The sequence below is a fragment of the Spirillospora sp. CA-142024 genome, from assembly GCF_050942325.1.
Lineage (GTDB): Bacteria > Actinomycetota > Actinomycetes > Streptosporangiales > Streptosporangiaceae > Spirillospora.
This window is the reverse complement of record NZ_CP192077.1, coordinates 3,637,000-3,650,961: the sequence shown is the minus strand read 5'-3', so window position 1 is coordinate 3,650,961 and position 13,962 is coordinate 3,637,000. Positions and strand designations below refer to the sequence as shown.

The 13,962-nt window shown below is 69.1% G+C and carries 13 protein-coding genes; 4 read left to right on the top strand and 9 right to left on the bottom strand.

Annotated features, from left to right (window positions below):
• Positions 1–17 precede the first annotated feature (17 nt).
• Entirely contained in the window at positions 18–722 is a 705-nt protein-coding gene (locus ACQPZP_RS17695) for a FadR/GntR family transcriptional regulator (RefSeq protein ID WP_433478702.1), read from the bottom strand.
• A gap of 137 nt (positions 723–859) precedes the next feature.
• On the opposite strand from ACQPZP_RS17695, the gene ACQPZP_RS17690 reads away from it, so the two are divergent.
• Both ACQPZP_RS17690 and ACQPZP_RS17685 read left to right on the top strand, forming a co-directional pair.
• Positions 860–2,251 (top strand): GntP family permease, encoded by a 1,392-nt coding sequence (locus ACQPZP_RS17690; protein WP_433478701.1) that lies wholly within the window; start codon positions 860–862, stop codon positions 2,249–2,251.
• A gap of 4 nt (positions 2,252–2,255) precedes the next feature.
• Positions 2,256–2,771, top strand: a complete 516-nt coding sequence (locus ACQPZP_RS17685; RefSeq protein ID WP_433478700.1) for a cupin domain-containing protein — start codon at positions 2,256–2,258, stop codon at positions 2,769–2,771.
• Between the two features lie 39 nt (positions 2,772–2,810).
• Here the strand turns inward: ACQPZP_RS17685 and ACQPZP_RS17680 are convergent, their stop codons facing one another.
• The 5 genes from ACQPZP_RS17680 to ACQPZP_RS17660 form a co-directional block, all read right to left on the bottom strand.
• Positions 2,811–3,431 (bottom strand): HU family DNA-binding protein, encoded by a 621-nt coding sequence (locus ACQPZP_RS17680; RefSeq protein WP_433478699.1) that lies wholly within the window; start codon positions 3,429–3,431, stop codon positions 2,811–2,813.
• A 66-nt stretch (positions 3,432–3,497) separates the two neighbouring features.
• Positions 3,498–4,454, bottom strand: coding sequence for a glycine betaine ABC transporter substrate-binding protein (locus ACQPZP_RS17675; protein ID WP_433478698.1), 957 nt, complete (start codon positions 4,452–4,454; stop codon positions 3,498–3,500).
• Positions 4,455–4,477: 23 nt separating this feature from the next.
• Positions 4,478–5,248, bottom strand: coding sequence for an ABC transporter permease (locus ACQPZP_RS17670; protein ID WP_433478697.1), 771 nt, complete (start codon positions 5,246–5,248; stop codon positions 4,478–4,480).
• Positions 5,245–6,258 carry an ABC transporter ATP-binding protein gene (locus ACQPZP_RS17665; protein ID WP_433478696.1) on the bottom strand — a complete coding sequence of 338 codons (1,014 nt, stop codon included), beginning with the start codon at positions 6,256–6,258 and terminating at the stop codon, positions 5,245–5,247. The genes ACQPZP_RS17670 and ACQPZP_RS17665 overlap by 4 nt, the downstream gene beginning before the upstream one ends.
• Positions 6,255–6,899 (bottom strand): ABC transporter permease, encoded by a 645-nt coding sequence (locus tag ACQPZP_RS17660; protein ID WP_433478695.1) that lies wholly within the window; start codon positions 6,897–6,899, stop codon positions 6,255–6,257. Before ACQPZP_RS17660 ends, ACQPZP_RS17665 begins: the two co-directional genes overlap by 4 nt.
• A gap of 986 nt (positions 6,900–7,885) precedes the next feature.
• Here ACQPZP_RS17660 and ACQPZP_RS17655 point away from each other — a divergent pair.
• Positions 7,886–8,836, top strand: a complete 951-nt coding sequence (locus tag ACQPZP_RS17655; protein WP_433478694.1) for an alpha/beta hydrolase — start codon at positions 7,886–7,888, stop codon at positions 8,834–8,836.
• Here ACQPZP_RS17655 and ACQPZP_RS17650 read toward each other — a convergent pair.
• On the bottom strand, positions 8,833–9,759 hold the full coding sequence (locus ACQPZP_RS17650; protein ID WP_433478693.1) for a PDR/VanB family oxidoreductase: 927 nt from the start codon (positions 9,757–9,759) through the stop codon (positions 8,833–8,835). The two genes, ACQPZP_RS17655 and ACQPZP_RS17650, sit on opposite strands and share 4 nt — an antisense overlap.
• A gap of 1,151 nt (positions 9,760–10,910) precedes the next feature.
• The gene (locus tag ACQPZP_RS17645) at positions 10,911–12,317 is read right to left on the bottom strand and encodes an RNA-guided endonuclease InsQ/TnpB family protein (RefSeq protein WP_433478692.1); all 1,407 of its coding nucleotides are present in this window, start codon (positions 12,315–12,317) and stop codon (positions 10,911–10,913) included.
• Between the two features lie 331 nt (positions 12,318–12,648).
• On the opposite strand from ACQPZP_RS17645, the gene ACQPZP_RS17640 reads away from it, so the two are divergent.
• Positions 12,649–13,005, top strand: a complete 357-nt coding sequence (locus ACQPZP_RS17640) for an MmcQ/YjbR family DNA-binding protein (RefSeq protein ID WP_433478691.1) — start codon at positions 12,649–12,651, stop codon at positions 13,003–13,005.
• Between the two features lie 30 nt (positions 13,006–13,035).
• Here ACQPZP_RS17640 and ACQPZP_RS17635 read toward each other — a convergent pair whose 3' ends face one another.
• A complete protein-coding gene (locus tag ACQPZP_RS17635; protein ID WP_433478690.1) occupies positions 13,036–13,947 on the bottom strand; it encodes a hypothetical protein in 912 nt (303 codons plus the stop codon).
• Between the last annotated feature and the right edge of the window lie 15 nt (positions 13,948–13,962).

The following is a 13,962-nucleotide window of genomic DNA, read 5'->3' as shown; positions in this document are numbered from 1 at the left end:
ATCAGTCTTCTGACGGATCAGTCGGCGGGGTCCAGCATCGCCCGGGTCGCCTCGTCGACGATGTCGCGCATGGCGCGCTCGGCGGCGTCCGCGTCGCCCGCCTGAACGGCCTGTGCCACCTCGGCGTGCCAGCGGATCGCGGCCGGTTCGGGGTGCGCGGGCATCAGGTGGTGGTGGGTACGGCCGGCCAGGACGGCGCCGACCACACCGCTGAGCGCCCCCATCATCTCGTTGCCGGACGCCTCCAGGAGCGTCCGGTGGAAGAGGATGTCGGCGGTCAGGTACGCCTCCAGGTCGCCGGACCTGCCGTGCACGGCCATCTCCATGACCGCGCCCGTCAGCGTGCCGCACTGCGCGGGGGTCGCGCGGCGGGCGGCCAGGGCGGCGGCCACCGGCTCCAGCCCGCGGCGGAGCTCGCCGAGGGAGCGGAGCTGCTCGTCCCGCCCGTCGCCGTCGAGCCGCCAACCGATGATCTGCGGGTCGAAGAGGTTCCATCCCGAGCGCGGCGCGACGGTGATGCCGACCCGGCGGCGGCTGGTGACCATGCCCATCGACTCCAGGACGCGGATCGCCTCCCGGACGACCGACCGGGACACCCCGAACCGGGACTCCAGCTGCTCGATCCGCAGCACCTCGCCCGCGGGCAGCGTCCCGGACGTGATCATCGTGCCGAGCCGGTCGAGAACGCTGCCGTGCAGCCCGGCTTGGGGGTTGTCCACCATGCCTTAATCATCACATGAGCCGAGACGCACAGCCGTAAAGATATGATTTTTTGGTTCTATCCCTTGATAACAACAGGTCATAACGGCCACACTCGGGCAACCTTCATCTTTCGCACTGCTCCCCAGGAGGATGACGAATGCACCCGATCGTGCTGGCCGCGGCGCCGGTGGCGTCGAGCGGGCGGCTGGTGCCGGCCGCGCTCGCCGGCATCGCGCTGATCGTCGTACTGATCACCTACTTCAAGGTGCACCCGTTCCTGAGCCTGGCGCTCGGCTCGCTGCTGGTCGGCGCCGTCGCGGGGCTGCCGATGGCCGACGCCGTCGACGCGTTCGTCAAGGGGTTCGGCGACACCGCGGCCGGCGTCGGCGCGCTGATCGCGTTCGGCGCGATGTTCGGCAAGCTGCTGGCGGACTCCGGCGGCGCCGACAAGATCGTCGACACGATCATCGGGCGCACCGGGCGCCGGTTCCTGCCCTGGGCGATGGCCCTGGTCGGCGCGCTGATCGGCCTGCCGATGTTCTTCGAGATCGGGCTCGTCCTGCTGGTGCCGGTCATCCTGCTGGTGGCGCGCCGCTCGCAGCTGTCGATCATCACGGTCGGCATCCCCGCGCTGGCCGGTCTGTCCGCCATGCACGGGCTCGTCCCGCCGCACCCCGGTCCCCTCGTCGCGATCGACGCCCTCAAGGCCGACCTCGGCCTCACGCTCGGCCTCGGCATCCTCGTCGCGCTCCCGACCATCGCGCTTTCGGGTCCGGTGTTCGCCCGTTACGCCTCCCGCTGGGTGAACGTGGCGACGCCGCAGCTCTACGTCACAGACGCGGACGACGGAAAGGACACGCGGGACGAGGGCGAGCCGCGGCGCCGGCCGTCCTTCCCGGTCACGCTCGTCACCGTTCTGCTCCCGGTCGTGCTGATGCTGGGCAAGGCCATCGCCGACATCACCCTGGACGAGGGCGGCCAGGTCCGCACCGTCCTGGACAACCTCGGCACCCCGCTGGTGGCGCTGCTCATCGCGGTCGTCGTCGCGATGTTCACCCTCGGCCTCGGCGCGGGCATGGACCGGGAGGCGATCTCCAGGTCGCTGGCCGAGTCGCTGCCGCCCATCGCCGGTCCCCTGCTGATCGTGGCGGCCGGCGGCGGCTTCAAGCAGACGCTCGTCAGCACCGGCATCGGGGAACTGGTCGCCGGCTGGGTCAAGGACAGCGGGTTCTCCGTGCTCTTCCTGGCATGGCTGGTCGCCGTCCTCATCCGGCTCGCCACCGGATCGGCGACCGTCGCCACGGTGACCGCGGCCGGCATCCTCGCGCCGCTGGTCACCAGTCTCGACAGCGGTGAGACGTCGCTGCTCGTCCTCGCGATCGGGTCCGGTTCGCTGTTCTTCTCCCACGTCAACGACGCGGGCTTCTGGCTGGTGAAGGAGTACTTCGGCCTCAGTGTCGGGCAGAACATCAAGACGTGGTCGCTGATGGAGACCGTGATCTCGGTCTGCGGCCTGGTGTTCGTCCTCCTGCTGAACCTGGTGGTGTAGCCCGATGACCTATCCCGATGCCCGTTACTTCGGCGAGGGCGGCGAGAGCAGCGGAACGCTCCGCCCCGCCGACGCGCCGCCCGACCTGCTCATCGGCGCGGCCGGCGGCGACCGCGTCCACAGCGGGACCCGGGTCCACTACCTGGGGACCGGCGGTTCCACCAACGGTGCGTTCGGGCTCTACCGATGGGAGATGGGGCCGAGGCCGTCCGGCCCGATGCCGCACTTCCACCGGACGATCACCGAGTCGTTCTACATCCTGTCCGGGACGGTCCTCCTGCACGACGGGACCGGCTGGAGGGACACTTCGGCGGGCGACTTCCTGTTCGTCCCCGAGGGCGGCGTGCACGGGTTCCGCAACGAGTCGGGCGAGCCAGCGTCGATGCTCCTGCTCTTCACGCCGGGCGCGCCCCGCGAGGCGTACTTCGAGGAACTCGCCGAGATCGCCGCGACGGGGCGCCGCCTCAGCGACGAAGAATGGACCGACCTGTACCGCCGCCACGACCAGTACATGGTTTGACGTCGCGCTGGGGGCGCCGCACCGGCGCCCCCAGCGGCGCTACTTGCCCGCCTTGGCGCGCGCCTTGGCCTTGCCGCCCTTCTTCTTCGCGGCGGGGGCTGCGGCCTTGCCGCGCTTCGCCTTCTTCGCGTCCGCCCCCTTCTTGCTCTTCTTACCGGCCCCCAAGCCGGCGTCCTTGCCATCGCTCTTGGCGCCGCTCTTGCTGTTGAGCTTGCCATCGCTCTTGCTGTTGGGCTTGCCCTCGGTCTTGGCGATGGTCTTGGCGTTGGGCTTGCCGCTGCCCTTGGCGTTGTTCTTCGGCTTCTTCGGGCGGGACGGCTCGACCGCGACCGTCACCACCGGCTCCGGTTCGGCGGCGGCCGCCACGGCGAGGTCCCCGGGGCCGCTCGCCGCGACGCGGGTCCGGAACGTCTGCCCGGACCGGAACCGCGGCACCTGCGCGGCGGGCACCTCGACCGGCAGGCCGGTGCGCGGGTTGCGGGCGCTGCGGGCGGGACGGGACAGCCGGTCGAACGTCCCGAATCCGGTCACGATGACGCGTTCTCCGGCGGACACGCGCTCCATCACGGCGTCGAACACGGCGTCCACGTGCCGGCGCGCCGCGGCTTCGTCGCTTCCCACGCGTTCCGCCACGGCCCTGACCAGTTCACTGCGGTTCATGCGCCATGCCCTTCACTGTGGCGATATGTATGGCCAGGGTAGTCAACGATCGTGCTGTTCAGGCGGCTACTCGCCGATGAAACCCCTGGACTTCAGCCAGGTCTCCGCCACCTCCGCGGGCTGCTTGCCCTCGATGTCGACCTCGCCGTTGAGCTCCTGCAGGACGGAATCCGTGAGCGCCGCGGCGATCGGGTTCGCGATCTTCTCGATGGCGGGATCGTCCTTATAGACCTGCTCACGGACGGTGAGGGCGGGGTTGTAGACGGGGAAGAACCTCTTGTCGTCCGGGACGGGCGTCAGACCGAGCGCCTTGATGCGTCCGTCGGTCGTGGCGACCTCGCCGAAGCCGCACGGCTTGCCCTTCCCGACGGCGTCGTAGATGGCGCCTTCGGCCAAGGTCGCGACGGCCGACTTCGGCAGGGTGAAGCCGTAGGCCTTCTGCAGACCGGGCCATCCGTCACTGCGTCCGGCGAACTCGCTCGCCACGCAGGTGGACGCCTTGGACGGGTCGTCCTTCGCCAGCTTCGCGTAGCCGGACAGGTTCGTGATCCCGAGCCGCTGCATGGTCGTCGTCTTCACCGCGATGGCGTAGGTGTTGTTCGCGGGCGCGGCGGCGAGCCATCTGACCTTGTTCTTGGCCAGGTCCTGCTCGGCGACGGCCTTGTACTGCCCGGCCGGGTCGCCGATCGGCTCGGTCTGCTTGAGGTAGTTGATCCAGGCGGTCCCGGTGTACTCCCAGTACATGTCGATGCTGCCGGACGTCAGCGCGGCGCGCGTGGTGTTGCTGCCCTGGAGCCCGCACTTCTCGTTGACCGTCGCGCCCGCCGAGCGCAGCGCGAGCGCGGTGACCTGGCAGAGGACGAGCTGCTCGGTGAACTCCTTGGACCCGACGGTGAGGGTGACGCCCTCCAGCGAGTTGCCCTTGGCCAGGCTCCCGGCCTTGGCGTCGGTGCCGCTGGAGCTGAAGCATCCGGCGGTCAGGGTGACGGTGGCGAGGGATGCGGCGACGGGGAGCATGCGCATGGTGACTCCTCCTCAAGAGGGGTTCAGAGGCCACGGGGACGCAGGACGTACTCGACGATGCCGATGAGCCAGTCGGCGGCCATCGCGAGGACGGCGGTCAGGACGCTTCCGGTGAGCAGGATCGGGGTCCGGTTGAGGGAGATCCCCGTGTTGATGAGCTCGCCGAGCCCGCCCGCGTTGGTGAACGCGGCCAGCGTCGCGCTGCCCACGTTGAGGATCACCGCGACGCGGACGCTGGCCAGGATCACGGGGACGGCGAGCGGCAGCTCGACGCGGAACAGCACCGCCGTCCGGGACAGGCCGATGCCGCGGCCCGCTTCGATGAGCGACCGGTCGACGCCCTGCAGCCCGACCATCGTGTTGCGCAGCACCGGCAGGGCGGACACGAGGATCAGCGCGATCACCGCCTTCTGGAATCCGATGCCGACCGTGACGGCGAGCAGGACGAGGACCCCGATGGACGGGACGGCCTGCCCCACGTTGGCGAGCGCGAGGAACGGCGCCGAGAGCCGGCGCAGCCGCGGCCGGGTCAGCAGCACACCGAGCGGTATCGCGATCGCGAGGACGAGCGCCGTGGACACCGCGACCAGCTTGATGTGCTGGACGAACTGGCCGGCGATCTCGGACCGGTTGATGGACCGGCGTTCGATCGCGTCGAGGTCCAGCCCGCCGACATAGAGGTACAGCGCCGCAGAAACGACGATGAGGAAGACGGGCGTGACAAGGAGGCCGGTGAGCGAACGTCCGTCGCTCCCCTCGGCCCTCGTCCGCTCCGGTACCGCGGTGACCGTCATCGCCGCCCCTCAGGGGTTTGCTGGACGATCGCCGACCACGAGACCGTGCCGGCGGGACGTCCGTCCTCGTCCAGGACGGTGGCGGTCTCCGCGCCCGCCCGCAGCATCGCGTCGAGCGCTTCGTACAGGGACTGGTCCGCCCTGACGGTGGCCGTACCCGCCTCTCCGGGGCCTGCGGGCCGCAGTTCGATCGAGCCGACCTCGACGAGCCGCAGCCGCCGCATCGCGGCGCCCGCCCCCACGAACTCCGCGACGAACTCGTCGGCCGGCTCGGCGAGGATCGCCGCGGGCGTGTCGTACTGGACGAGCTTCGCCCGCTGCCCGAGCATCGCGATGCGGTCGCCGAGCTTGAGCGCCTCGGTGAGATCGTGGGTCACGAGGACGATCGTCTTGCCGATCCGGGCCTGCAGTTCGAGGAACGCGTCCTGCAGGCGTTCCCGCGTGATCGGGTCGATCGCGCCGAACGGCTCGTCCATCAGCATCGCGGGCGGGTCCGCGGCGAGTGCGCGGGCGACCCCGACGCGCTGCTGCTGCCCGCCGGACAGCTCCTTCGGATAGCGGCCGCGGTACGTGCCGGGGTCCAGGCCGACCATGTCGAGCAGCTCGTCGACGCGGGCGCGCACCCGCTTCTTGTCCCAGCCGAGCGTCCGCGGGATCAGCCCGATGTTCGCGGCGATCGTCATGTGCGGGAACAGCCCGACCTGCTGGATGACGTAGCCGATGCGGCGGCGCAGCTCGTCCGGATCGACCCGGGTGACGTCCTCCCCGCCGAGGAGGATCCGGCCCGCGGTCGGCTCGATCAGCCGGTTGATCAGGCGCAGCGTGGTCGTCTTGCCGCAGCCGGACGGGCCGAGCAGCACGACGATCTCACCGTCACGGACGCTGAGCGTGAGGTCGTCCACGGCCGGGACGTCCTGCCCCGGGTACCGCTTGCCGACGCCTTCGAGCCGGATCATCTCCCGGCCTGTCACAGGGACCGCCTCCGATTCCGGCGCGGCGGGCTCGGTCATCGCAGCCCCCTGGAGGTGGTGAGCCGGGACAGTACGACGAACAGGGCGTCCAGGGCGAGTGCCAGGACGGCCACGCCGAGCGTGCCGGCGAGGGTGTCGTTCAGCGCGTTGGCGCCGCCGATCCGGGCGAGCCCGCCGAAGATCAGCTCCCCCAGCCCGGGGCCCGCGACGGCGGCCGCGATCGCCGCGATGGCGACCGTCATGATCGTGGCCACCCGGACGCCGGTGAGCACGACGGGCCAGGCCAGCGGCAACCTGATCCTTACCATCCGGCTCAGCCCGCTCATCCCCATGCCCCGGGCCGCCTCCTCGACCGCGCTCGGCACGCCCTCAAGGCCGGTGATGGTGTTGCGCAGGATCGGGAACACCGCGTACAGCGCCAGTGCGGCGATGGTTGGGGCCAGCCCCAGCCCGAACAAGGGGATGAGCAGGCCGAACAGCGCGAGCGACGGGACGGTGAGCATGGTGCCCGTGACACCTAGGGCGAGCCCTCTCGCCCTCGGGCGTCCCTCGACAGCGATCCCTAGACCGACCCCGGCCACGGCCGCGATGGCGACGGCGATCAAGACGACCTCGGCGTGCTCGCCCATCATCCGGGCGATCGTGGGCCAGCGTTCGGAAAGGTACTCGGAGAAGCTCATCGCCGCCTCCCGGCGGCGGGAGCCCGGACGGTGCGGCTCGCATCTCCCATACCACCAGAGGCTGCCTACGGATGATCAATATGGCAATAACGGTCCGGGGCACAGATCGGTCAATCGTCCGGACTCCCGCGGAGCCGCGGCAGCGCCGAGGTCGAGCCGGGGCCGTCCGCCTGTGACGGAGAACGAGAACCCGAGCCGGGCCTCGGCACGCGCGGGCCGAGCCGCAACCATGCTGTGGTCCCAGTGCCCCGGGCGACGGCCGACGCACAGAAGCGAACACGCAGAGGCGAACGCGCAGAAGCGGCCCCCCGGAGGCGGACGCACGAAGGCGGACGCACGAAGGCGGACGCACGAAGGCGGACGCACGAAGGCGGACGCACGAAGGCGGACGCACAGAAAGGCCCCACGGAGTCGGACGTGCAGAGGCGGACACGCAGAGGATGACGCACGGAGTCGGACACAAGGAGGCGGACGTGCAGTACGCGGTGAGACATCGAGGGCGCCGGGGTCGCTGACGAGTCGACCGGGCGCGGTCACGTCCGCGGCCTGGGCGATGTCGTCGTCCCGCAGGCCGGCGACGGCGGCTGGCGCGCCAATCTGATTGTGATGGATGACGTTGGGCCCGCGTCCGTGAGCCGCAACGCGATACAGGTCTGTTGCCGCGAGACAGGCGCGGAGGGAGAGACCGGACACCGGTCGACGGGGCCGGCGCGGTTTCGGCGAGCCTCGGGGTCTCCCGGGCAGCGGCAAAGGTGTAAAAGTTCGCCTTTGCCGCTGATCAGGCCGTCCAAGAAACTGATCAGCCGTAGGGCGTTCTCCACGTCGACGCCCAGCGGGCACGACAACAGAGAGGAGTCTTTCGTGCCGGAATGGCACGCCTACCGACATCCGGCGGAACTCGTTCCGGTTTTCCTACATGTGTCGGGTGGGCATGGCGCAGAGCGCGGTCCACACTGGTGACGCCCGCCGCAGAGAGGAGTACCGAGTTGTCGTACGCCTACGATCCGGAACTTGTCCCGTGGATCGCGATGATCCCGCATCTCTCTATCGTCGACGTCGAGCAGGTGCGCCGGGACGAGGCGGCGATGTTCGCGGAGATGCCGAGATATCAGCCTCTGGTGCCGGTCGAGTCCCGCGACACGACCGTGCCGGGACCGCAGGGCGCGCCCGATGTCCCGGTCCGCATCTTCGCCCCGGCTGAGCGGGACGGTGGCCTGCCGGGACTTCTCTACATCCACGGCGGCGGGTTCACCATCGGCAGCATCGACATGTTCGAGGACGACGCGACCGCCATCGCCGCCGAGGTCCCTGCGGTGGTCGTGTCCGTCGAGTACCGGCTCGCCCCCGAACATCCGTTCCCGGCCGGACTGGAGGACTGCTATGCCGCGCTGACCTGGACGGCCGCGAACGCCGCCGACCTCGGGATCGTTCCGGAGCGGCTCGCGGTGGGCGGCGAGAGCGCGGGCGGTGGACTGTCAGCGGCCGTCGCGCTGCTCGCCCGGGACCGCGGCGGGCCCGCGCTGTGCTTCCAGCTCCTCGGCGTCCCGGAACTGGACGACCGGCTCGACACGCCTTCCATGCGCACCTTCACCGACACACCGATCTGGCATCGGCCCAACGCTGAACTGAGCTGGGACTACTACCTCGGCAAGGGCGTCCGTGGCGCCGATGGCGTCTCCCCTTACGCGGCGCCCGCACGCGCCGAGGACCTGTCCGGGCTGCCGCCCGCCTACGTCACGGCCTGCGAGTTCGACCCGCTGCGCGACGAGGGCCTGAACTACGCGCAGCGACTGATCCAGGCGGGCGTCCCGACCGAGGTGCACCATTACCCCGGCACCTTCCACGGCTCGACCATGATCAGGGACGCGGGGGTGTCCAAACGCATGAGCGCCGACCGTCTGAACGCCCTCCGACTCGCCCTGCATCCCGGCGGCTAGAGCTCCAGGACGAGACGGGAGCCGCGGGCACGTGACACGCAGATCATCATGAAGCCGCCGTCCGCGCGTTCCACCTCGGTCAGGACGGAGTCCCGATGATCCGGCTCGCCCTCCAACACGGGCGTCTCGCATGTCCCGCACGTCCCCTCGCGGCAGGACGACAGGACGTTGACGCCCTCCTTTTCGACCGTTTCCAGGATCGAGTTCCCAGGCTCGATCCGGAGGGTACGGCCGCTCAGGGTGAGTTCCACTTCGAACGCCTCGTCCGTGCCCGTGACGGGTTTCGGAGAGAACCGCTCTGTACGCAGTGAACCTGGTGCGAGTGCGGCGCAGCGTTCCTCGACAGCCGCCAGCATCGGTTCCGGACCGCAGCAGTACACGAGTGTGCCCGGCGAAGTGTCGCTAAGGGCGCTTTCGATGTCGAGCAAACCGGACTCGTCCTGAGGCCGGATCTGGGCCCGGTCGCCGTACACCGCCAACTCATCCACAAAGGCCATGGCGGAGCGCCTCCGACCACCGTACAAAAGCCGCCAGTCCGCTCCGGCGGCATCCGCAGCGGCCACCATCGGGAGGATCGGCGTGATGCCGATGCCGCCGGCGAGGAACAGGTAACGGGGTGCATCCTCCAACGTGAAATGGTTCCGCGGCCCGCGCGTGACAAGCCGATCCCCCACCGCAACCCGCTCATGGACGAATGTCGACCCGGGCCCCTCCTTCAGCACACCGATCCGCCACGCTCTCGAATCACCCGGATCCCCGCACAGCGAATACTGCCGGACGAGCTCGTCTCCGAGCACCACGTCAATATGGGCTCCCGGCTCCCAGGACGGCAATCCACCGCCCCCCAGAGCACACAAAGTCAACCCCACAACGCCATCAGCGAGATCTTCTTTAGCCTCAACTACAACCTGAGTCTCGTCCACGAACACTCCCATTCGTAACGAAAAGACCAGCATCACGACTTCATAACCCGCAAACTAATCTCCGTAAATTCCAAACCATCAAAAAGAGGCGTTCAGAACTCGGCCGACTGCACACCAACCAGCCGCAGCAGCAGGGGGTCAACGAACTCCTCCGCTCCCATTTCCTCCAAGACCGAAGACCCCACCAACACCCCCGAACCCCCGCCGGCCCACCGCTTCACTACTCCGCGACGCCTTGAACAACGTGACCAAGAACCAAGACCTCGCACCTCAAATCTCACCTCGGACACAGACCTCGGACCCCGCCCCTCGGACCTCGGACCTCGGACCTCGCACTTCAGACTGGGACTCGCACCCGGACTCGGGCCTCGGACCCGTGGACCGCGACCGTGGACCGCGCCGAGGTTGACCAGGACGTTCAGTGGCCTTGTCACGACGATCGTCTGCAGCCGGGGCGCTCGTCAGCACGGCTTCCACACAACGGAAGAACCGACATCTCACGCCTGTCCGCTCTCCCCGAGAATCCGAGATGCTCGTTAGCGCCTGAGAACAAATAACCCGCGACGAAGCCCTGTGAAGCCCCGCCGATCTTCATCGACAGGCCGTTTGACCACGACGTTCCCGCACCAGCGGGGCACGTTGTCCAACACCAGCGCACTCGTGCCCCCTCTGAGGGACGGCCCCCACACTCCCGTCTCGCATCGCTCACCCATGGGACGCTTGCCTCCGGGACCTGCGGTACAGCACCGCGATCGAGCCGGCGACGATGAAGCCGCCAGCGATGACAGAGGTTCGTCGCCGGCAGCCGACACGAGGCGCGGCCTTCCTACGACGGCCCCTGTTCCCCTTTATCGCGTCGACGACGAGGCCATCGTCGGCGCTGCCCCGCACGCCTACCCCGCCTTGTGCTTCGTTCGTGACGAGGGCGCGAAGACAGCAAAGAACCGCCTGCACATCGACCTTGCCCGGATGACCAAGACGCCGAAGTCCAGCGCACCATCGGCCTAGGCGATCGTCGAGTCGATATCGGCCAGGCAGCCGACGTTCCGTGAGACGTTCTCGCCGACCCGGAAAGCAACGAGTTCTGCGTCCCTTACTCCTCCCTCGTCGAGTAGCCGTCGCCATTGTCGTACAGACCGGCTAGTGCCGTGTCAGTCAAGGTTTGCCCCGTTGCGTGGGGGTGGAGTTGGCTGATCCTCGCCTTGGTGGGGGGCGAGCGACGTTCCCGCTTCCGGCGGGGCGGGCCGCGGCCGGCCGGGTGACCCTTGTGCGTCGCCGTGATGGGGGCGGCGTCTGGGGTCACGCCGCGCCGAGGACACCCCTGGGAGATGGGCGCCGGCGCGACGGTGCGTGATCTCGACCGGAAACGAGGCACGTTCGCCGGCCGGGATGGGTCCGCCCTCAGCCGTTCTGAGGGCGATGTTGGCACCGCCGACCAGGTCACGATGCCCAGCGAACCCGCAATGCGGGCAACAGAACCCGCGCCCCCGCGGTTTGGGGACGCGCCGACGGCAGGCGGGGCAGGTGGAGGACGAGCCCCGCTCGTCCACCAGTACCGTGGTGATCCCCGCCTGTTCGGCCTTGTCCTGCAGGCAGCGGATCAGGTGCCCGATCCGCCAGGCCCGGACCCGCCGGTTGTGCCTGCGCCCAGCCTTCAAGGCCAGGACACCGCGCGGGTCGCCGATCTTGACCGTGCCGACCCGATGCCGCAGGCACCAGTCGACGACCATGCCGGCGGCCTCATGCTGGGCCTGTTTCACCCGCCGCTTGTGCCTGCCCTCGGCCTCGCGCTGCCGCCGCCGGTGCTGCTTCCACCGCCGCGACCCCACTTGCCCGGGTTTCGGCGCCTGCCGCGCCGCCTTGCGCCGGCCGTGTTGGGTGTCGCGCAGGTGCAAGTGGGTCTCGGCGCGGATCGCCCGCCCCGACACCAGCAGCCCCCGACCCTCAGGCCCGGCCACCGCGTAGGGGTGGATGATGCCGGGATCGACCCCGGCCACCCGTCCCGGATCGGGCCCCCGCCCATCGGGGTGGGTCGCAACGGTGACCTCGGCGGTCACCTCCACCAGCAGCCTGCCGCCCTCATTCAGCAGCGTGACCGAGCGGATCTGCTCGCCCGGGTAGGGCGGGTCGCGGTCCAGCCGCACCCACAGCGGCGGGCACCCGCGCGCGACCGGCAGCCGCAGCCGCCGCCCGTCCAGCGTGAAGGTGCCGTAGTAGTACCGCACCGGCATCAGCCGCCGCTTGTGGCGCGGGTAGCGGGCCGAAGCGTCACCGCCGCGGCGGCGCCGGGCGGTAGCCAACCAGGCATCGAAATAGCGGCGCAGCACCGACCGCGCCCCGGCAGTGTCCAACTCCCCAAACGTACCCGGCCCCGCCTTGGCCAGCTCCCGGCACAGCTCCTGGTAGCCGGCCAGCGGGGGCAGGCCGTCCTGGCACCGCCACCGCGCCAGGTCCAGCACGCACGCCCACACATCCCCCGCCGACGCCAGCAAACCGAAGCAGCGGCGCCGCTGTCCCGGCGTGGTGCGCAGCCCGATGCGAGCAGTCCGGTGGACCACCCACGGAGCGTCTCGATCGTGACAGCGAGGCACCAGGCGACTACACCACGCAGCTACGACACTTTGCAGCCCATCAGCTCACATCGACACCGCAAACCACATGACCGCCTCACTCAAAACAGGGTAAACGTTGCAGATGCGGCACTATCGTTAGCCGCCAAACGGAGTTGTCCGCCAATCGACCACAGGCCTCAGACAGACCGCTGCGCCCCCAAACTGACCGCACCCCCAAGCTGACCTCACCATCAGACCGACCGCACCCAGAGCGACCAGAGATCCCGCCGGGGCGATCACAGGTGGCGGCGAGCCAGTTACAGGGAAGGACATCGAAGTGAGCGACCTTGACGTAGCAGCACGGGTACGGGAGATCTGTCTGTCGTTGCCCGAGGCGACGGAGAAACCGTTCGGCGGGCACACGGCCCCTTCTTTTCGGGTTCGAGACAAGCTGTTCGTAATGACCTCCGAAGACGGACTCTCCCTGACTTTCAAGGCCGGGCCCGGCGTCCAGGACGCCCTTGTGGCCGAGGCCCCGGACCGCTTCTTCGTGCCGAAGTACGTTGGCGTCAAGGGTTGGGTCGGCGCACGGCTCGACGTAGATCAGGATTGGGAGGAGATGGCAGAACTCATCGAGGACAGTTACCGTCTCATCGCACCGAAACGCTTGGTGAACCTCCTCGACAGTGAGTAGCCTTCCCCGCGGCGCTGGCGCCGACGGCTTTCAGCCAGGCCGGCGTCGAAGCCGCGCCAGGCGGGCTGCGATGTACTCCATGGTTGCGTCTTCAGGATTCCAGCCGCGTTGAAGCAGCGCTGTCAGGAGGGCTTCCAGGTAAGGCGCAGGACGGGATAAGAAGTTCTTGGTCACAGGGATGACCTCCCACCCCATTTCCTTGGTGAGCCAGTGCCGGCGGCGTGCGTCATGCGTTTGGGCCTCGGGGCCGGTGTGGTGGCGTTCTCCGTCGTATTCGAGGCCGACACGGAATTCCCGGTAGCCGAGGTCGACATACAGCCATTGACCTCGCGGCCCCATGACGGGCACCTGAGTCTCGGGGCGCGGGAAACCGGCATCCACGAGGGCGACGCGAGTCCAGCTTTCGCCGGGGGAGGCCGCGCCGCGATCGGCGAGGCGGACGACCTGACGCAGCCGTTTGTTGCCCCGGTATCCCGGTAGCGTCCGGGCCATCGTGGTGAGTTCGTCGATGCCGACTCCCCGCCGGAGGAATTGGTCCAGAGCGGCGACCGCCTCATAGCGAGGAGTCCAGCGGGCGCAGTCCAGTGCGGTGCGAGCCAGGGACGTGACACGTACATCGGTTTCCTCCACGACGTGGTCGGCGGGCAGTTCCACGCTGTCCGCGGTGACCGGAGATGGACCGGCAGAGGGATCGGACTTTTGGGGAGTGATGAGTTCGACGTCCCAGTCGACTTCGTTCACTCCCGGAGGTAATACATCCAAGCCCCATATCCATGCGGCTGTACGGCGTGCGATGACGACTTCCTCTGGGAGGAGGCTGCTCAGCGCGGCGGCGCGTGCCGTGAGCGAGGCGCCCTTGACGGGGACGAAGTAGGCGCCGGGCCCGACCGGGACGATCGAGTCGGCGGCCGTTCGCTTCCAGGTGAGGCTGAATCCGTCCATGTGAACCGATGATGC

Bases quoted from the DNA above. Each gene is read 5' to 3' on its own strand.
- ACQPZP_RS17695 (WP_433478702.1), bottom strand. From the start codon at position 722: ATGGTGGACAACCCCCAAGCCGGGCTGCACGGCAGCGTTCTCGACCGG.
- ACQPZP_RS17690 (WP_433478701.1), top strand. From the start codon at position 860: ATGCACCCGATCGTGCTGGCCGCGGCGCCGGTGGCGTCGAGCGGGCGG.
- ACQPZP_RS17685 (WP_433478700.1), top strand. From the start codon at position 2,256: ATGACCTATCCCGATGCCCGTTACTTCGGCGAGGGCGGCGAGAGCAGC.
- ACQPZP_RS17680 (WP_433478699.1), bottom strand. From the start codon at position 3,431: ATGAACCGCAGTGAACTGGTCAGGGCCGTGGCGGAACGCGTGGGAAGC.
- ACQPZP_RS17675 (WP_433478698.1), bottom strand. From the start codon at position 4,454: ATGCGCATGCTCCCCGTCGCCGCATCCCTCGCCACCGTCACCCTGACC.
- ACQPZP_RS17670 (WP_433478697.1), bottom strand. From the start codon at position 5,248: ATGACGGTCACCGCGGTACCGGAGCGGACGAGGGCCGAGGGGAGCGAC.
- ACQPZP_RS17665 (WP_433478696.1), bottom strand. From the start codon at position 6,258: ATGACCGAGCCCGCCGCGCCGGAATCGGAGGCGGTCCCTGTGACAGGC.
- ACQPZP_RS17660 (WP_433478695.1), bottom strand. From the start codon at position 6,899: ATGAGCTTCTCCGAGTACCTTTCCGAACGCTGGCCCACGATCGCCCGG.
- ACQPZP_RS17635 (WP_433478690.1), bottom strand. From the start codon at position 13,947: ATGGACGGATTCAGCCTCACCTGGAAGCGAACGGCCGCCGACTCGATC.